A 17,724-nucleotide genomic window follows, 5' to 3' on the forward strand; every position below is an offset into this window, starting at 1 on the left:
GCGTAGGCTTTGCCTGACGTATCGCGTGACGCTCGTTGCGCGCGGCAAGCCGTGTTCGAAGGAGACGCCCAGTGACCCCCGGCCGTCCGCCCCGTGTGCTCGTTGACGCCACGAGTGTCCCAGCCGACCGAGGCGGTGTCGGACGCTACGTTGACGGCCTGCTTGGCGCCTTGGCCGCGCTCGACGCGGACCTCGCCGTGGTCTGCCAGCGCACCGACGCCGAGCGTTACGGACGGTTACTGTCCGGTGCCCGGATCATGGCCGCACCGGCCGCCGCGGCGCACCGCCCGGCCCGCCTCGCCTGGGAGCAGACCGGCCTGCCGATGCTCGCCCAGCAGGTCGGCGCCCAGGTGCTGCACTCGCCCTTTTACACGTGCCCGCTGCGCGCCGGCTGCCCGGTCACCGTCACCGTCCACGACGCCACCTTCTTCACCGAGCCGGAGCACTACGACAAGTCCCGCCGCACGTTCTTCCGCTCCGCGATCAAGACGTCACTGCGCCGTGCCAGCCGGGTCATCGTCCCCAGCAAGGCCACCCGCGACGAGCTGATCCGTCTCCTGGACGCCGACCCGACCCGCATTGACGTCGCCTACCACGGCGTCGACCCGGACGCGTTCCACGCGCCGACCGAGGACGAGAAGGCCCGCGTCCGGGCCCGCCTCGGCCTGGGCACGACCGAGTACATTGCGTTCCTCGGCGCCAAGGAGCCCCGCAAGAACGTGCCAAGCCTCATCCGCGGCTGGATCTCCGCCGCCCGCGACCGGCCCGACCCGCCCGCCCTCGTCATCGCCGGCGGCCAGGGTCACGACGACGAGATCGACGGCGCCCTCGTCGAGGTCCCCAGCCACCTGCGCCTCCTGCGCCCCGGCTACCTGCGCTACGCGGATCTGCCCGGCTTCCTCGGCGGCGCCGTCGTCGCCGCGTACCCCTCCTTCGGCGAGGGCTTCGGCCTGCCGATCCTGGAGGCCATGGCCTGCGGCGCGCCCGTGCTCACCACGCCACGCCTGTCGCTGCCCGAGGTCGGCGGCGACGCCGTGGCCTACACCGGCCCCGGCACCGACGAGATCGCCCGCGACCTCACCGCGCTGCTGGACGACGACGAACGCCGCAACGCCCTGGCCAAAGCCGGCGCCGCCCGCGCCAAGGAATTCACCTGGGAGTCGAGCGCCGAGGTGCACCTCGCCGCCTGGTCGAGAGCCGCCAGTCCGCGCCTTTAATCATTTCGCGTCACCTTCTGAAACCAGATCAGGCGATATTCGTAGTGGACATGACACCGTCGAGTTGCTGGAATGCGCCCACGCCTGGGCATGATGAGGCTGTGTTCTACGCGGTTATCCCAGCAGGAGGCAGTGGCACACGGCTCTGGCCGTTGTCGCGAGCCGGTCATCCCAAGTTCCTCCACGCGCTCACCGGCACCCCGTTGTCGCTGCTCCAGGCGACCTACGGGCGGCTGAGTGATCTCGCCACACCGGAAACCACGTTCGTGGTCACCGGGGTGGCGCACGCGGCGGCCGTGGCCCGGCAACTTCCCGGCCTCCCCGAGGGCAACATCCTCGTCGAGCCCACCCCGCGCGACTCGTGCGCCGCCATCGGCCTCGCCGCGGCGGTCATCGCCCGCCGCGACCCGCACGCCGTCATGGGCGCCTTCGCCGCCGACCAGCTGGTCCGCGACGTCCCCGCGTTCACCTCTGTGCTGCGGGCGGCGATCCGCGGTGCCGAGGACGGGCTGCTGATGACCATCGGCATCACCCCGACCCACCCCGAGACCGGCTACGGCTACCTCCACGTCGGCGAGCCCACCGGCACCGGCGACGTGTGCAAGGTCGCCTCCTTCGAGGAGAAGCCCGCCCTCCCGCTCGCCCAGTCCTACGTCGACTCCGGCGAATACCTGTGGAACGCCGGCATGTTCGTCTGGCGCGTCGACGTCTTCCTCGACGAGCTCGCCCGCCAGCAGCCCTCCCTCTACGACGGCCTGATCCGCATCGCCGAGGCGTGGGACACCCCCGACCGCGAAGAGATCCTCGCCGAGATCTGGCCCGACCTCACCAAGATCTCCGTCGACTTCGGCGTCATGGAGGGCGCCGGCGTCGCCGGCCTCGTCGGGACCGTCCCCGGCCAGTTCGGCTGGAACGACGTCGGCGACTTCCACACCCTCGGCGAACTCCTCGAGACCGACACCGCCGGCAACGTGGTCGTCAACCTCGACCCAGCGGCTCCCTCCGGCGTCCTCATGCAGGACGCGGAGCGCGTTGTGGTCGTCCCTCAGTCGGGCCGCCTGGTCGCCGTCGTCGGCGTCAGCGACCTGATCATCGTCGACACCCCGGACGCGCTGCTGGTGTGCCCCCGCTCCCGTGCCCAGGACGTCAAGAAGCTCGTCGACAGCCTGAAGGAACGCGGCTCCGTCGAACTCCTCTGACCCGCGCCCCCGCGCCCCACACTCTCGCGCCGCGGCGTGCCTGTCCCGGCGCGCCTGTGGCGCGGCGTGCCGGTTGTTGCGCGGTCTGTGGTCGCAGGGCGCCGATGGAGAACGCGACGACCCGAAGCATCGGCGAGGTCGGGGAGGGCGTTGCGGCATGGAGCAACACCACAACCCGGTGGATCCCTGTTCGCCGGCGACCAGTAATCCACCGGGTTGTCGGCTATTGCTTCACCTGGCGTGGTTCGGCGAGGTGACGCGCGGTGTGAACGCCTGAAAGCGGTCGGCGCTCAGGTCTGGGTCAGGTGCGCCTGGCCCAGGCAAGGGCAGGTGCGACGAGCGGCTCGGTGGCGCCGGCGAGCGGGGTCGGCAGGTCGTCGGGGGCGAACCAGCCCAGCGCCGCGGACTCGGTGCTCACCGTTTCGACCGCGCCGGCCGGAGCGATGGCGGCATACCGGATGTCGTAGTGCAACGACGGGACGCCGGCGCATTGGACGTGGTGGACGTCGAGGTCGATCGGGGCCTCGCTGATCCGCAGGCCGGCGATGCCCGACTCCTCGGTCGCCTCACGAAGAGCGGCGGCCGCAACGCTCGCGTCGCCGGGCTCGCAGTGGCCGCCGAGCTGAACCCAGCGCTTGATCCGGCCGTGCAGGCACAGCAGCACCCGCTCGGCGGTCGAGTCGACGACCAGGGCGCTCGCCGTGACATGGGCGCCAGGATGCTCCCTCCACACGGTCGACGGGTCCCGGAGGACGAACTCGATGAACCGCCGCCGGGTCTCCTCAGCCTCGTCGGTGGGAGCCGTCCACTGGGTCAGCACCGCGAGTGCGTCATCGTGCAACGTCGTCATAGTGACGGCAGGCTACCGCGACCGATGGCGAGCACGCCGAGGGGCACGCCACCTTCCGGGACCTCGACTCCGGAGAGGTCGACCTGGTCCACCTCCAGCCAACTGGACGCGACCCCGTCGGCGGCGAGCCCGGCCCTGATCCGCTGCACCTCCATGCCGGCCTCCAACGCCCGCCGCAGGTCTCCCTCCGGCGCCCAGACCAGCAGCAACCGCCCCGCCCCCGAAGCAACAGCAGCCGCCGAAGCCGAAGCCGCCGGCGCTGGGGATGCGAGGGGAAGGACGTGGGTCGGGAGCTGAGGGAAGGGGATCGCCGGGGCGTCGCGGATGTCGGCCGCGGCGCGCAGTCCCTTGGCGACGGCCTCGGCGGTGCCAAGGGAGAACAGGTCGGCGTCGGCGCCGCGGATCAGGGCGGCCGCGCCGCCGCCGTGGCCATCGGGGCGGACGGGCAGGCCACGCACGACCGCGACCGGGACCTGGCCGGTCTTGCCCTTGACCAGGTCGGCGGCGCCAGCGAGCTCGTCGATCACGGCCATCTGGGTCAGCTGCAGCTCGTTGCCATACGGGTCGAGCACGCCGCGGTAGTCGGTCATGGCGTCGATGCCGGCGGCGCCGATCGCGACGTCGGTCAGGCCCATCCGCCACGGGCGGCCCATGGTGTCGGTGACGACGACGGCGACCCGCAGGCCGAAGCGCTCCAGCAGCTCGTCGCGCAGCCAGCGGGCCGAGGCGTCGGGATCCTTGGGCAGCAGCACGAGCCGGGTCGGCTCCACATTGGACGCGTCGATGCCGGCGGACGCGAGCACGAACCCGTGGTGCGTCTGCACGATCTGCGTCGCGCCGCGGCGGGCGACGACCCGGGACGTCTCGGCGCGCAGGACCGCCTCGCGGGCGGCCTCGCGGGCCGGCTCGTCGAGTGGCACGTCGACCAGCTGCCCCTCGGCCTTGCTGACGACCTTGCTGGTGACGACGAGGATGTCGCCGTCGACCAGCCACGGCGCGGCGGTCGCGATCAGCGCGGCCAGGTCGTCGCCGGGCCGGACCTCGCCGATGCCCGTGACCGCCCGCACCTCGAACCCGACGGGCAGCGCCGCGCTCACCCCACCACCTCCGCCGGCCCCCGGGTCGCTCACCCCTCGCCTTCCGCCGTTCGTCGCGCCGTTCACCCCGCCACCTCCGCCGGCCTCCGGACCGCCGCTCATGCCGGCCACGCCGCCGCTCACGCCGCCGCTCACGCCGCTGGCCGCTCCGCCGTGCTGGGGGGCGGTCATGCCACGCCTGCCAGGGACAGCGCCTCCCGGACGATCGCCGAGGTCGCGGGCACGTCGGTCATCCACAGCGGGCGGGCGCGCACGGTCAGGCCCGGCACCTCGACGCCGGCGTCGGTCTCGTCGACCAGCCAGCCGTCCAGGACACCGCCGGTCGAGCGGGCGCCGAACAGGCCACCGACCCCGGCGGGGCTGCACTCGACGTCCATCACCGCGAGGCACTTGTCGGCCATGCCGCGCACCGGGGCGGTGCCGATGATCGGGGACACCCCGACGACCGGGGCCTTGCCGGTGGCGACCGCCTCGCGGATCGCGGGGACGGCCAGGATCGGCGCGACGGAGACGATCGGGTTGCTCGGGGCGACCAGCACGACGTCTGCGGCGGCGAGGGCCTCCAGCACCCCTGCGGCGGGCTTCGCCGTCTCGGCGCCCACGAACACGAACCGGGAGGTCGGGATCTCTGCCCGGTGACGGATCCACCACTCCTGGAAGTGGATCGCGCGGCTGGCGCCGTCGACCTCGACGACCGCGTGCGTCTCGACGCGCTCGTCGCTGGCCGGGAGCATCCGGATGCCGGGCTTCCAGCGGTCGCAGAGCGCCTCGGTGACGGCGGACAGCGGATAGCCCGCGTCGAGCATCCGGGTGCGGACCAGGTGGGTCGCGATGTCCTTGTCGCCGAGCCCGAACCAGGTCGGCTCCGCGCCATAGGCGGCGAGCTCCTCCTTGACGGTCCACGTCTCACCGACGCGGCCCCAGCCACGCTCCGGGTCGGCGCCGCCGCCGAGCGTATACATGACGCTGTCGAGGTCGGGGCAGATCCGCAACCCGTGCAGGGTCACGTCGTCGCCGACGTTGACCACCGCGGTGACCTCCGCGCCCAACTCCTGCCCCACCGCGCGCACCCCGAGAAGGAAGCGCGCGCCGCCGATCCCACCGGCCAGAACCACGATCCGCATGTCACCCATCCTGCCCCACGGGTATGACAGTTCCGCTGCCGACCGGGGGCCGCGGGGGCGGCGCCGTCCACGCACGCGGATTTTCCGTTCGAGGGCTAGGCTGCGCGTGACCTGTCGCGTGACCGCTAGATCTTGGGGAGAGCCAGTGAGCACCCAGCCACCCGATCCGACCTCCTCGGCGGCGCCGCACCCGGCCTACGCCAGCGGACCGGCCACCTCGTCCTACCAGCCCCAGCCCCAGCCGCAGGGTGCTCCCGCCCCGGCTCCGGTGGCGGCGCCGGTCGACGTGAAGAAGGCCCGTGCGCTCACCATGCCGTATCGCGAGGTGGCGGCGTTCGTGCTGCTCGGTGTCGCGGCGGCGTTCCTGCTCGCCGGGTTCATCGCGCTGCTGACCACGCTCACCGGTGAGTTCCTGAGCAACGCCGGCGGCGCGTTCAGCGCGTTCGTCTCGATCGAGACGGCGGCGCTGCCGATCCTTGCGGTGCTGCTCGCGACCCACCTCGACCCGGTCGTGCCGAAGGCGAAGGTCATCGTCCTCATCGCGCTGATCGAGTACGCGGTGGCCTCCCTCTTCGGTCTCGTCATGCTGCTTGCCAGCCTGATCGGCGACCTGCGCGTCGAGCAGGCGCCGATGGGCCCCGTGTTCGCGGTGTTCCTGACCCGTCTCGCCGCTCTCGCGCTCCTCGGCCTCGGCCTGTTCCTGGTCATCCGGATCTACCTCGGCGCCTACGCGCCCCCGAAGCCGGCACCGGGTGTCTACGGCCAGCCCGCGTATCCGTATGGGCAGCAGGGCTACCCGTATCCGCAGCAGCAGCAGTACGCGCAGCACCCCGGCTATCAGCAGCAGACCGGCCAGACCCCGCAGCAGGGGTACCAGCAGCAGCCGGCCGCCTACCAGCAGCCGGTGACCGGTGGCTGGAGCAACCCGGCGACGACCGGCACGGGACAGGTCGTCCCCGCCGCGGGGCAGCAGGCCTACGCCACGCAGCCGATCAACTACCCCGCCGCCCAGCCCTCGGGGGCGCCCGCCTCCGGTGCCCCCGCGGCCGGCTACAACCAGCAGGCTGCGGCCGCACCGGGATACAACCCGCAGGCGGCCGCGCCCGCCTACAACCCGGCGGCGTCCGGCGCGCCCGCGTACACGGCACCGGCGTCGGGTGCTCCCGCGTTCCCGGCGCCCGCGTCGGGTGCTCCCGCGTACACCCAGCAGCCCGCCACGGCCGAGCCGGCCGAGCCGGTGTCCGCGGCGCCCGCGTCGACGCCGCCGCTGAGCTCGCCGTTCGCGACCTACACCGCGCCCGCGGCCACCCAGCCGGTTTCGGCGCCCCCGGCCATCCCGCCGGTCTCGGCGCCCCCGGCCGAAGCCTCCACCGAAGCCGTCACCGGATCCGGTTCCACCGCCGACGGCGGGGTGACGCCTCCGGGTGGTTTTGCGTCGGCGGGCTGGCCGGGCGGGTCCTCGACCCACCCGACCTCAGGCGCCGCGACGGGCGCACCGGCGGCACAGCAGCCGGCCGAGGACACCGGCGACGGCGCCGCCTCACCGTTCGGCAAGACCGGCGCGTTCCCGGCGGAGACGGCCGCACCGGCCGGGACCCCGGCGGACGTCGACGCGGAGTCGGAGACCCAGGCGGCCCCGGTCAGCATCGCGAAGGCCGACGCCGACCCGGATGCCACCGCCGCGTACACCCCGGTGACCGCGACGCAGGCGACCGAGGCACAGACCACGGACCAGGCCGCTCCGGCTGACGCGGACGCCACCGAGGCACACCCGGCGGCGGCCGACCCGGATGCCACCACGGTGTTCACCCCGGTCACCCAGACCGCCCCCGCCAGCCAGGACGACCCCGACGCGACCACGGCGTTCACGGCGCCGGCCACTGAGCACGGCACTGAGCACGCCACCCAGCACGGCACCGACGACGACGGCGACGACACCCAGCGCACCCAGGTGATCCCGCCGAAGTCCTGACCAGCACCGAGGCAAGCCAGCGCTGAGACGGCACGACAGCGCTGAGACGAGGCAGGACAGCGCTGAGACAAGGGCAGGACCAGCGCCAAGGCAAGGCGGCGCTGCGGCACGACCGGAACGGCAAAACCGTGGGCACCCGTGGAACGTCACGGGTGCCCACGGTCGTAAGGAGAACCGTCACATCGGGTGTGCGGGCGGATCGGCCCGGCGGCGGCCTAGGCTGCAATGCGTGACGTCTGTAGTCAGAGGTACCGAGAGCAACGCCATGCGCCGGGCGCTGCGCCGCGCGGCGGACGGCCGTGCCCTCGACGTGACCGAGGCCGCCGTGCTGCTCACCGCCCGGGATCAGGCCCTCGACGACCTGCTCGCCATCGCGGGTGCGGTCCGCGACGCGGGTCTCGCCGACGCCGGAAGGCCGGGCGTCGTCACGTATTCCAGGAAGGTTTTCATCCCGCTGACCCGGCTGTGCCGGGACCGGTGTCATTACTGCACGTTCGCGACGGTGCCGCACCGGCTGCCCAGCGAATACCTGGAGATCGACGAGGTCCTCGCCATCGCCCGGGAGGGTGCGGCGCAGGGCTGCAAGGAGGCGCTGTTCACCCTCGGCGACCGGCCGGAGGACCGCTGGGAGCAGGCGAAGCGCTGGCTCGACGAGCGCGGCTACGACTCGACCCTGGACTACCTGCGGGCCTGCGCGATCGCGGTGCTGGAGCAGACCGGCCTGCTGCCGCACCTGAACCCCGGGGTGCTGTCGTGGGCGGAGCTGCAGCGGTTGAAGCCGGTCGCGCCGAGCATGGGCATGATGCTGGAGACGACCGCCACCCGCCTGTGGTCGGAGCCGGGCGGCGCGCACTACGGCTCGCCGGACAAGGAGCCCGCGGTGCGGCTGCGGGTCCTGGAGGACGCCGGCCGGGTCGGGGTGCCGTTCACCACCGGCATCCTGATCGGCATCGGCGAGACGATCGAGGAGCGCGCCGAGTCGCTGTTCGCGATCCGCAAAGCCATGCGCGAGTTCGGCCACATCCAGGAGGTCATCGTCCAGAACTTCCGCGCGAAGCCGGACACGGCGATGCGCGGCATGCCGGACGCGGAGCTGCACGAGCTGGCCGCGACGGTGGCGGTGGCGCGGCTCGTGCTCGGCCCGAAGGCCAGGATCCAGGCCCCGCCGAACCTCATCGACGACGAGCACGGCCTGCTGCTGCGCGCCGGCATCGACGACTGGGGCGGCGTCTCACCCGTCACCCCGGACCACGTCAACCCCGAACGCCCTTGGCCGGCAATTGCCGATTTGTCCGAAAAATCGGAGCAAAACGGATTCACCCTCAAAGAGCGCCTCACCATCTACCCGGAGTACGCGAAGAAGGGCGTCCCCTGGCTCGACGCCCGGCTCGTCGCCCACGTCGAGGCGCTCATGGACCCGGAAACCGGCCTGGCAAAGGAAGGCGCCATCCCGGCCGGCCTGCCCTGGCAGGAGCCCGACGGCGGCATTGAGAGCAGCGGCCGCACCGACCTGCACGAGACCATCGACACCGACGGGCGCACGGACGACCGCCGCGGCGACTTCGACGCGGTCTACGGCGACTGGCAGGAGGTCGCCACCAGGGTCACCAGCGTGCCGGTCAAGCGCCTCGACAGCGACGTCCACAGTGGACTCAAGCGGGCCGAGTCCGACCCCGGGAGCCTGCTGCTGCCGGAGCACGAGGCCGAGGCCCTGGCACTGTTCAATGTGGACGGCGCCGGCCTGGAGGTGCTCGCCCGGATCGCCGACGACCTGCGCCGCGAGGCGGTCGGCGACGACATCACCTACGTGATCAACCGCAACATCAACTTCTCCAACGTCTGCTACGTCGGCTGCCGGTTCTGCGCGTTCGCCCAGCGGGAACGCGACGCGGACGCCTACCGCCTGTCCTACGAGGAGGTCGCTGACCGCGCCGAGGAGGCCTGGCAGGCCGGCGCCGGCGAGGTCTGCATGCAGGGCGGCATCGACCCGAAGCTGCCCGTCGGCGCCTACGCCGAGCTGGTCCGCGCGATCAAGGCCAGGGTCCCGGGCATGCACGTCCACGCGTTCAGCCCGATGGAGATCGTGACGGCCGCGTCGAAGGCCGGCGTGTCGATCCGCGACTGGCTGAGCCAGCTGAAGGACGCGGGCCTGGACACGATCCCGGGCACCGCCGCGGAGATCCTCGACGACGAGGTCCGCTGGGTGCTGACCAAGGGCAAGCTGCCGACATCGGCGTGGGTCGAGGTGGTGACCACGGCGCACGAGCTGGGCATCCGGTCGAGCTCCACCATGATGTACGGCCACGTCGACCACCCCGGCCACTGGCTCGGCCACTTCCGGGTCCTCGCCGGCATCCAGGACCGCACCGGCGGATTCACGGAGTTCGTGGCGCTGCCGTTCGTCCATCACAGCGCGCCGATCTACCTCGCCGGCATCGCCCGCCCGGGCCCGACGTGGCGCGACAACCGGGCCGTGCACGCGATGGCCCGGATCCTGCTCCACAAGAGGATCGACAACATCCAGTGCTCATGGGTGAAGCTCGGCGACGAGGGCACGGTGGCGATGCTCAATGGCGGCGCCAACGACATCGGCGGCACCCTGATGGAGGAGACCATCTCCCGGATGGCTGGCTCGGAGCACGGCTCCGCGCGCACCCGGGAGGAGCTGGAGGCGATCGGGAAGGCCGCCGGCCGTCCTGTGCGCCAGCGCACCACCACCTATGGTGAGGTCGCCGCCAGGACGTAGGAGGCCCGGGGTGAGCGCCGGCGGGTGAAATTCAGCCGCCGCAGTGGGCAGCGCGCCGGTCGTGGGCACCATCGCCACGACCGCGACGAGGCCGCCGAGCACGGCGATCCGCAGCAGCCGCCGGCGTGGCCAGACGACCGCGAGGATCAGCGCGCCACCGGCGACCTTGAACGGGTGGGTGCGGACCTGGACGACGGGCCAGCCGACGTGCGGCAGGACGAGACGGACCGGCCCGACCACCTGTCTTCGCTCGATCGGGCGCGCGTCGGGTCGCAGGTTGGCGTCGCCCTTGACGGTGAACGTGCCGTCGTCGGACTGGCCGACGACCCGGTGCGTGACCAGCCCGCGCGGGTCGGTGTAGGTGACAATCTCGTACACAGCAAGGGATGTCGCCTTCGGATCGACGAGGATCAGGTCCCCGGCGTGCAGTGTCGGCGACATCGACTCCGACGTGACCACGTAGGGCTTCCAGCCCAGGCCGACGATCCCGACCATGAACAGCACGACGCTCACCGCGGCGCCGAGCAGCAGCCGCCTGATCACGACGGTACCGCGAGTCGAGCCACCGTCGTGCCGAACTCCAGGTTTCCCCGCACATCGGCGTATTTCGGCCGGGACCCGGACCGCTTGAGCAAACTCGCCGAGAGTCTTCCGGCGCGTCCGGCGTGTCGCCCGTTACCTCCGGCGGGGCTTGCTCGGTATGGGTACGGCACGGGGTGCAAGCGATCGCCCGAGCGGGCCTATTTATCAGGTTCGGCTTGACGACGCACGCATTACACGCGTGTAATTTCACGGGGGATGTTCGAGGGGGTGACCGAAAGTTGGCCATCTTTCGGACATAAAGAACACCGCGCCGAGGAACAGCAACCTTGTAGGACATGCGCCTTCCGCGTGGGGGGTTGCGCCGGCTTCGCCGCCGGTGCGCAAGAAGGAGGCACGCTGATGGACGGCCGACCAGTCGTGGCCGACCTGCTGGGTAACGCTCCGGAGTGGCAAGAACGCGCTTTGTGCTCGCAGACCGACCCGGAGGCATTCTTTCCGGAGAAGGGTGGGTCCACCCGCGAGGCCAAGCGCATCTGCTCGCGATGCGAGGTCCGGGCGGACTGCCTGGAGTACGCGCTGGGGCACGACGAGCGCTTCGGGATTTGGGGTGGGCTCTCGGAACGGGAGCGTCGCAAGCTCAAACGTCGCGCTGCCTAGCAGGTCGCAGGTTTTGTGAGGGGTTCCGGCCGCACAGCCGGGACCCCTCATGCGTCTGGTGGGATGACCCGCAGGTGACCGCGGCGGCCCTGCTGGTGCGGGTAGTTGCCCGGGTCCTCCTTGTGCGGCGCGGGCCGGGCCGCCTCGCGGACCGCCTCGGCGAGCGCGACCAGGTCGTCGTTGGACGGCGGCGGCGGACCGTATTCACCCTCGTGCCGGACCAGGTCCCAGCCTCGGGGTGCGGTCAGGCCGCGCGCGTGGGATTCGCACAGGTCATAGGAGTGCGGCTCGGCGAATGCGGCCAGTGGACCGACAACTGCGGTCGATTCGGCATAAATGTACGTCAACGTCGCAACGGGCTGTCGGGGGCATCCGTTGCGCGAGCATCGACGTGGGGTCCTCACGGCCGAACCGTATCGCCCCGTGGGCCTGAGCCCAACCCCGAAGCCTTTCGACACGCCGTGGTGACCACGCCGACACGCCCGTCCGGTTGACGAACGGCCCCCCGAAGTGGCATGGACGATCGCGAGGTGGCGCCGAAACGCTGCCGTGATGGTTGTGGCGCTACGCTGACAGCGTGGCGAGCCCCGATCGACGACGCAGCGGACCGGGACGGCGTGGCCGCGACCGGCACGGTCGGGGGCTGCGCGGCCGGCTGGTGCCCGCCTCCCTGCCGATGTCCCGCACCCGCGCCGAGATGTTCGACGACCTGGTCCTGGACTCCGTCGAGCAGCTGGAGCAGCGCTTCGCCAACGAGTTGGCCGGCGTCGAGTTCGCGGTCGAGGACGTCCCACCCGACCTGAATGTCTACGACTCCGACGTCCTGGAGGACGGCGAGGTGCCCCTGGCGAGGCTGCTGCCGGGCCGCCCCGGGCGCCATGGCGTGCCGCCGCGGATCGTGCTGTATCGCCGGCCGCTGGAGTTCCGGGCCGCCGACCACGACGACCTCGCCGACCTCGTCCACGACGTGATCCTGGAGCAGGTCGCCAACCTCCTCGGCGTGGCGCCCGAGGACCTGGAGCCGTAAGAGCCACCGCACGTCAGCCTCCCAGCACCCGGGCCATCAGCGCGGCCCGGCGCGACGGCCGGCCCGTCCGCGACTCCGAGGCGTCGGCACCGGTCATCACCCGCAGGCTGGTGTTCACGCCCAGCCACCGCAACGGCTCCGGCTCCCACCTCGGCGAGCGGTGCCCCACCCACGGCAGACTGACCAGCGCGGAGTCCTGTTTGCGGATCAGGTCGGCGAGGGTACGCCCAGCGAGGTTGGACGTACCGACGCCATCGCCGACATAACCGCCGGCCCAGGCGAGCCCCGTGGCGGGGTCGAGGCCGACGGACGCCATCCAGTCCCGGGCGATGCCGAGCGGCCCGCCCCACGTGTGACCGATCTCCACGGAGCCGAGTGCCGGGAAAAGCTCGACCAGGACCCGGCGCAGCTCCGCGAACACCCGCGGCGACGCGTCGAACGACGGCGCGACCGCGGACCCGAAGTGGTACGGGGCGCCCCGCCCCCCGAACGCGAGCCGGTCGTCGGCGGTGCGCTGGCCGTAGATGATGAGGTGCCGGTGGTCGGAGAACGTCTCGCGGTGCGCCAGCCCGGCTTGCTCCCAGAACGACGCCGGCAGCGGCTCCGTCGCGATCATCAGCGAGTAGACCGGCGCGATCGCCCGGCGCAGCCCCGGCAGCCGGGGCGTGAACCCCTCGGTGGCCCGCACCACGATCGCCGCCCGGACCGTCCCGTGTGGAGTGTCGGCGCGCCCGGACGTGATGGACGTGACCGGGGTCCGCTCGTAGACGCGCACCCCGAGCCGTTCGACGGCGGCAGCCAGTCCCCGCACCAGCTTCGCCGGTTGGATCGCCGCGCAGTGCGGCGTGTACGTGCCGCCGAGCACGTCACTGGCGCCGACCCGCTCGGACGCCTCGGCCGAGGACAACAGCCGAAGGTCGATCCCGAGCTCCTGCGCCTCGGCGGCCTCGTGCCTCGCGCGATCCAGCTGTACCGCCGACCGCGCCAGGACCACGGTGCCGCCCTTGGCGTAGTCGCAGTCGATGCCTTCGAGCGCCGCGACCCGCCCGACCTCGTCCACAGTGGACTCCATCGCGGCGTTCAAGGCCAGGGCGGCGGGCAGCCCGTGGGTGCGGGCGAGCGCGGGGACGGACTTGGGGAACAGTGCCGAGCACCAGCCCCCGTTGCGGCCGCTCGCCCCGAACCCCGCGGTCTCGGCCTCGAGGACCACGATCCGCAGCGAGGGGTCGGCCTTGGCGAGGTAGTACGCCGTCCACAGCCCCGTGTACCCGGCGCCGACGATGACGACATCGGCATCGGCGTCGCCGGGTAACGAGGCGCGCGGCGGAACCGGAGGGAGCGCGGACATCCAGAAACTCACGACAGCTCCTCCTCGCACTCGATCGGTTCGCCGCGTTCAACGCGGAAGGGCACTACCCCGGTCCACACGTCGAACCCCGCGTCCTCGGGGGAAGTGCTCGGCGGCCCGTCGCTCACCTTCACCGACACTTCGGTCAGGGGGAGTGCGAGGACCAGGGTGGCGGCCAGCTCCTTGCGTGACGGCGGCCGGACGACCGCCCATCGCCCGGGAGTGATGTGCTCGCTGATGATGTGCAGCGCCGGCAGCTTGTCCTCGACCACCGTGCACGCGCCGAGGGCCATCACGGAGCGGTAGTGCATGGAGGTCTCGAACGCGCTGCGGGCCAGGACCAGCCCGTCGAGCAGGGTCACCGAGAAGCAGCACGGCGATCCGGCGGCCAGGGTACGGAACAGCCTGCTGCCGGTGGAGCCGTGGAAGAGGACCGACGAGCCGGACCGGCCGTACGCGACCGGGATCGCATACGGCTGTCCATCATGGACGATCGCGACCTGGGCGACCGTCCCCGCGTCGAGGATGCCGTGCAGCACGGCCGGATCGTCCACCTGCAGCTCGGGCAGGCGGCGGACCCGGGTGCGGCCCGGCTCAGGAGCTAGAGGCGCGCCCATGCCTCGGTCAGCACCGAACGCAGGATCTGCTCGATCTCGATGAAGTGGCTCTCGCCGCAGTTCAGCGGCGGCGCCAGCTGGATCACCGGGTCGCCGCGGTCGTCGGCGCGGCAGTAGAGCCCGGCGTCGAAGAGGGCCTTGGACAGAAAGCCGCGCAGCAGCGCCTCGGACTCCTCGTCGTTGAAGGTCTCCTTGGTCGCCTTGTCCTTCACCAGCTCGATGCCGAAGAAGTAGCCGTCGCCGCGCACGTCGCCGACGATCGGCAGGTCGTACAGGCGCTCCAGGTAGGACCGGAACAGCGGCGAGTTGGCCCGCACGTGCCCGTTGAGGTCCTCGCGCTCGAAGATGTCGAGGTTGGCCATGGCGACCGCGGCGCCGACGGGGTGACCGCCGTAGGTGATGCCGTGGGCGAACCAGTTGGCGCCCTCCAGGAACGGCTCGGCCAGCCGGTCGGAGGCGAGCATCGCGCCGAGCGGCACGTAGCCGGAGGTGAGGCCCTTCGCGACGGTGATGATGTCCGGCTGGTAGCCGAACCGCTTGGCGCCGAAGTATTCACCGAGCCGGCCGAACGCGCAGATGACCTCGTCGGAGACGAGCAGGACGTCATAGCGGTCGCAGATCTCGCGGACCCGCTGGAAGTAGCCGGGCGGGGGCGGGAAGCAGCCGCCGGCGTTCTGCACGGGCTCCAGGTAGACGGCGGCGACGGTCTCCGGACCTTCGAACTCGATCGCCTCGGCGATGCGGTCCGCGGCCCAGATGCCGAACTGCTCCTCGGTCATCGACTGGTCGGGCCGGCGGTAGAAGTTCGTGTTCGGCACCCGGAACGCGCCCGGGACCAGGGGCTCGAACTCCTGCTTGAGCACCGGGATGCCGGTGATCGACAGGGCGCCCATCGACGTGCCGTGGTAGGCGATCGAGCGGGACAGCACCTTGGTCTTCATCGGCTTGCCGGTGCGCTTGAAGTAGGAGCGGGCCAGCTTCCACGCGCTCTCCACGGCCTCGGAGCCGCCGGTGGTGAAGAAGACCCGGTTCAGGTCGCCGGGGGTGAGGTCGGCGAGCCGGTCGGCGAGCTCGATCGCCTTCGGGTGCCCATAGGACCACAGCGGGAAATACGCCAGCTCGGAGGCCTGCTTGGCGGCGGCGTCGGCGAGCTCGTGCCGGCCGTGGCCGGTCTGCACCACGAACAGCCCGGACAGGCCGTCGAGGTAGCGCTTGCCGTTGCTGTCGTAGATGTAGGGGCCGTCACCGCGGACGATCACCGGGATGGGCGCCTCGGCGTACGCCGACAGGCGGGTGAAGTGCATCCAGAGGTGATCGCGCGCGGCCTGGTCGAGGCGCGCGGCGTCGGGCTGCTGATCGGTCATCGGGTCCCCCACGCATAGGTCTGCTTGGCGAGCTTGAGATAGACGAAGGTCTCCGTGGCGGTGACGCCAGGGATGCTCCGGATCGTGTCGTTGAGAAGGTTGAGCAGGTGCTCGTCGTCGGTGCAGACGAGCTCGACGAGCAGGTCGTAGCCGCCGGCGCAGATCACCACGTAGTCGATCTCCGGCACCGCGGCGAGGGCCTTGGCGACCGGGCGGAGGTCCCCTTCGACCTTCAGCCCAATCATCACCTGGCGGGCGAATCCCAAGGTCAGCGGGTCGGTCACCGCCACGATCTGCATGACGCCGGTGTCCAGCAGACGCTGCACCCGCTGCCGGACCGCCGCCTCTGACAGGCCGACGACCTTGGCCAGGGCGGCATAGGACATGCGACCATCGCGCTGCAGCTGCTCGATGATTCGCTTGTTGACGTCGTCGAGGACGGGCTCGGTCACGTGTGGATTCTTGCCCAAGACCCCGCTGTTGGCAACTAATTCCATAGCCTGGTAACGAGAGATCTGCGGATTCGTGATCCCGTCGGAAGCGGTCGTCGTTCGGACCCGTATTTCGCGGGGGTGACGACCGTAACCTCAGTTTGACCATATGGCGCTTTTCGTTGTGCGGCTCGATCGTGACAACGGAATCCCTTGTCTGTGATGGCACCTCGTGTCAGGATCGGTCGTCGGTTACCGCCCCCCAAGGTTCCGGCCCGAGATCCGTAGGAGCCCTCGTGCGAAACCCCTCTCGCCCGCCGCTCTCTCCTGAAGCGGCCGCCGTCCTCAATGCCACCGGCCTGTCGCGCCGGACCCTGATGCGCGGACTGTTCGCCGGTGGTGCCTTCGTCGCGACGGGCGGTGCCCTCGCCGCGTGTGGCACCAAGCCGGCGAAGAAGACCGAGGCGGAGAAGGCGGCGTGCACCGCCACCGACGTCTCCGCGACCGAGAAGAAGCTCAACTTCTCCAACTGGCCCCTGTATGTCGACGTCGACGAGAAGGACGAGACGAAGCGGCCGACCCTCGACGCGTTCACCGCGAAGACCGGCATCGCCGTCACGTACAACGAGGACGTCAACGACAACAACGAGTTCTTCGGCAAGGTGCGCAACCAGCTGCAGGCGTGCCAGTCGATCGACCGCGACATCATGGTGCTCACCGACTGGATGGCCTCCCGCGTCGTCGGGCTCGGCTGGGTCCAGCAGTTCGACAACACCAAGACGCCGAACTTCACCAAGAACGCCCTCGCGACCCTGCGCAACCGGCCGTGGGACAAGGACATGAACCACGCCGCGCCGTGGCAGTCCGGCCTGACCGGCCTCGCCTACAACGCGAAGGTGACCAAGGAGGTCCGCACCATCGACGAGCTGCTCACCCGCGCCGACCTCAAGGGCAAGGTCGCGGTGCTCTCCGAGATGCGCGACACCGTCGGGCTGATCCTCATGTCGCAGGGCAAGGACCCGGGCACCGTGACGGACGCCGAGTTCGACGCCGCGCTGGACAAGCTGAAGAAGGCCGTCGACTCCGGCCAGATCCGCAAGTTCACCGGCAACGACTACAAGGAAGACCTGAACAAGGGCGACCTCGCCGCCTGCATCGCGTGGTCCGGCGACGTCATCCAGCTCAGCGCCGAGAACGAGGACGTCAAGTTCGTCACGCCCGAGTCGGGCCTGATGCTGTGGTCGGACAACATCCTGATCCCGTCGACGGCGACCCACAAGGGCAACGTCGAGCAGCTCATCGACTACTACTACGACCCGAAGGTCGCGGCGGAGCTGGCGGCATACGTCAACTACATCTGCCCCGTCCAGGGCGCGCAGGACGAGATGCAGAAGCTCGACCCGGACCTGGCCAGCAACCCGCTGATCTTCCCGGACGCCGCCACCCTCGCCAAGACCAAGAGCTTCAAGGCGCTGACCGAGGAAGAGGACAAGAAGTTCTCGGCGAAGTTCGAAGCGATCTCGGGAGCCTGA

The 17,724-nt window shown here is 71.1% G+C and carries 15 protein-coding genes and 1 pseudogene; 7 read left to right on the forward strand and 9 right to left on the reverse strand.

Translation table 11 applies throughout. The features are described 5' to 3' along the window. Nucleotides 1–71 precede the first annotated feature (71 nt). Nucleotides 72–1,217: a glycosyltransferase family 1 protein gene (locus tag AB0K00_RS11010; protein WP_363518568.1), complete on the forward strand. Its 1,146-nt coding sequence runs from the start codon at nucleotides 72–74 to the stop codon at nucleotides 1,215–1,217. A 101-nt stretch (nucleotides 1,218–1,318) separates the two neighbouring features. Then, nucleotides 1,319–2,416, forward strand: coding sequence for a sugar phosphate nucleotidyltransferase (locus tag AB0K00_RS11015; RefSeq protein ID WP_363518570.1), 1,098 nt, complete (start codon nucleotides 1,319–1,321; stop codon nucleotides 2,414–2,416). Between the two features lie 301 nt (nucleotides 2,417–2,717). Here the strand turns inward: AB0K00_RS11015 and AB0K00_RS11020 are convergent, their stop codons facing one another. The 3 genes from AB0K00_RS11020 to cofD are packed head-to-tail and all read right to left on the reverse strand — an operon-like array spanning nucleotide 2,718 to nucleotide 5,487. After that, entirely contained in the window at nucleotides 2,718–3,266 is a 549-nt protein-coding gene (locus AB0K00_RS11020; RefSeq protein WP_363518572.1) for an NUDIX domain-containing protein, read from the reverse strand. Then, complete coding sequence (locus AB0K00_RS11025) at nucleotides 3,263–4,534, reverse strand: coenzyme F420-0:L-glutamate ligase (protein ID WP_363518574.1); 1,272 nt, start codon at nucleotides 4,532–4,534, stop codon at nucleotides 3,263–3,265. Before AB0K00_RS11025 ends, AB0K00_RS11020 begins: the two co-directional genes overlap by 4 nt. Beyond that, nucleotides 4,531–5,487 (reverse strand): 2-phospho-L-lactate transferase, encoded by a 957-nt coding sequence (cofD, locus tag AB0K00_RS11030; protein ID WP_363518576.1) that lies wholly within the window; start codon nucleotides 5,485–5,487, stop codon nucleotides 4,531–4,533. The genes AB0K00_RS11025 and cofD overlap by 4 nt, the downstream gene beginning before the upstream one ends. Nucleotides 5,488–5,632: 145 nt before the next feature. Here cofD and AB0K00_RS11035 point away from each other — a divergent pair, with 145 nt between their 5' ends. Together AB0K00_RS11035 and AB0K00_RS11040 are read left to right on the forward strand one after the other, a co-directional pair. Further along, the gene (locus tag AB0K00_RS11035; RefSeq protein ID WP_363518578.1) at nucleotides 5,633–7,459 is read left to right on the forward strand and encodes a hypothetical protein; all 1,827 of its coding nucleotides are present in this window, start codon (nucleotides 5,633–5,635) and stop codon (nucleotides 7,457–7,459) included. A gap of 265 nt (nucleotides 7,460–7,724) precedes the next feature. Continuing rightward, nucleotides 7,725–10,205, forward strand: coding sequence for a bifunctional FO biosynthesis protein CofGH (locus tag AB0K00_RS11040; protein ID WP_363518986.1), 2,481 nt, complete (start codon nucleotides 7,725–7,727; stop codon nucleotides 10,203–10,205). A 180-nt stretch (nucleotides 10,206–10,385) separates the two neighbouring features. On the opposite strand, the pseudogene AB0K00_RS11045 reads toward AB0K00_RS11040, so the two are convergent. Next, nucleotides 10,386–10,748 (reverse strand): annotated as a pseudogene (locus tag AB0K00_RS11045) (signal peptidase I); the annotation flags it as partial. 399 nt (nucleotides 10,749–11,147) lie between these two features. Between AB0K00_RS11045 and AB0K00_RS11050 the strand changes: the two are divergent. Next, nucleotides 11,148–11,405 carry a WhiB family transcriptional regulator gene (locus tag AB0K00_RS11050; protein WP_033364663.1) on the forward strand — a complete coding sequence of 86 codons (258 nt, stop codon included), beginning with the start codon at nucleotides 11,148–11,150 and terminating at the stop codon, nucleotides 11,403–11,405. A 47-nt stretch (nucleotides 11,406–11,452) separates the two neighbouring features. On the opposite strand, the gene AB0K00_RS11055 is transcribed toward AB0K00_RS11050, so the two are convergent. After that, nucleotides 11,453–11,809 (reverse strand): DUF3499 domain-containing protein, encoded by a 357-nt coding sequence (locus tag AB0K00_RS11055; RefSeq protein ID WP_327008338.1) that lies wholly within the window; start codon nucleotides 11,807–11,809, stop codon nucleotides 11,453–11,455. Between the two features lie 173 nt (nucleotides 11,810–11,982). Between AB0K00_RS11055 and AB0K00_RS11060 the strand changes: the two genes are divergently transcribed. Then, nucleotides 11,983–12,432, forward strand: coding sequence for a metallopeptidase family protein (locus AB0K00_RS11060; protein ID WP_033364641.1), 450 nt, complete (start codon nucleotides 11,983–11,985; stop codon nucleotides 12,430–12,432). 13 nt (nucleotides 12,433–12,445) lie between these two features. Here the strand turns inward: AB0K00_RS11060 and AB0K00_RS11065 are convergent, their stop codons facing one another. From AB0K00_RS11065 to AB0K00_RS11080, 4 genes are read right to left on the reverse strand one after another with little or no spacing between them, the layout of a single operon-like run. Further along, complete coding sequence (locus AB0K00_RS11065; protein WP_363518989.1) at nucleotides 12,446–13,780, reverse strand: FAD-dependent oxidoreductase; 1,335 nt, start codon at nucleotides 13,778–13,780, stop codon at nucleotides 12,446–12,448. An 8-nt stretch (nucleotides 13,781–13,788) separates the two neighbouring features. After that, on the reverse strand, nucleotides 13,789–14,397 hold the full coding sequence (locus tag AB0K00_RS11070) for a pyridoxamine 5'-phosphate oxidase family protein (protein WP_363518580.1): 609 nt from the start codon (nucleotides 14,395–14,397) through the stop codon (nucleotides 13,789–13,791). Then, nucleotides 14,382–15,761 carry an aspartate aminotransferase family protein gene (locus AB0K00_RS11075; protein WP_363518582.1) on the reverse strand — a complete coding sequence of 460 codons (1,380 nt, stop codon included), beginning with the start codon at nucleotides 15,759–15,761 and terminating at the stop codon, nucleotides 14,382–14,384. The genes AB0K00_RS11070 and AB0K00_RS11075 overlap by 16 nt, the downstream gene beginning before the upstream one ends. Then, the gene (locus AB0K00_RS11080) at nucleotides 15,758–16,258 is read right to left on the reverse strand and encodes an Lrp/AsnC family transcriptional regulator (RefSeq protein ID WP_203845385.1); all 501 of its coding nucleotides are present in this window, start codon (nucleotides 16,256–16,258) and stop codon (nucleotides 15,758–15,760) included. Before AB0K00_RS11080 ends, AB0K00_RS11075 begins: the two co-directional genes overlap by 4 nt. A gap of 230 nt (nucleotides 16,259–16,488) precedes the next feature. Between AB0K00_RS11080 and AB0K00_RS11085 the strand changes: the two genes are divergently transcribed. Next, nucleotides 16,489–17,724 (forward strand): spermidine/putrescine ABC transporter substrate-binding protein, encoded by a 1,236-nt coding sequence (locus tag AB0K00_RS11085; protein ID WP_363518584.1) that lies wholly within the window; start codon nucleotides 16,489–16,491, stop codon nucleotides 17,722–17,724.

The organism is Dactylosporangium sp. NPDC049525, from assembly GCF_040676755.1.
In the GTDB taxonomy this organism is placed as follows: Bacteria; Actinomycetota; Actinomycetes; order Mycobacteriales; family Micromonosporaceae; genus Dactylosporangium.

Coding starts and splice junctions, on each gene's coding strand:
- AB0K00_RS11065 (WP_363518989.1), bottom strand. CDS start 13,780: ATGTCCGCGCTCCCTCCGGTTCCGCCGCGCGCCTCGTTACCCGGCGAC.
- AB0K00_RS11025 (WP_363518574.1), bottom strand. CDS start 4,534: ATGACCGCCCCCCAGCACGGCGGAGCGGCCAGCGGCGTGAGCGGCGGC.
- AB0K00_RS11020 (WP_363518572.1), bottom strand. CDS start 3,266: ATGACGACGTTGCACGATGACGCACTCGCGGTGCTGACCCAGTGGACG.
- AB0K00_RS11040 (WP_363518986.1), top strand. CDS start 7,725: ATGCGCCGGGCGCTGCGCCGCGCGGCGGACGGCCGTGCCCTCGACGTG.
- AB0K00_RS11050 (WP_033364663.1), top strand. CDS start 11,148: ATGGACGGCCGACCAGTCGTGGCCGACCTGCTGGGTAACGCTCCGGAG.
- AB0K00_RS11075 (WP_363518582.1), bottom strand. CDS start 15,761: ATGACCGATCAGCAGCCCGACGCCGCGCGCCTCGACCAGGCCGCGCGC.
- AB0K00_RS11080 (WP_203845385.1), bottom strand. CDS start 16,258: ATGGAATTAGTTGCCAACAGCGGGGTCTTGGGCAAGAATCCACACGTG.
- AB0K00_RS11070 (WP_363518580.1), bottom strand. CDS start 14,397: ATGGGCGCGCCTCTAGCTCCTGAGCCGGGCCGCACCCGGGTCCGCCGC.
- cofD (WP_363518576.1), bottom strand. CDS start 5,487: ATGCGGATCGTGGTTCTGGCCGGTGGGATCGGCGGCGCGCGCTTCCTT.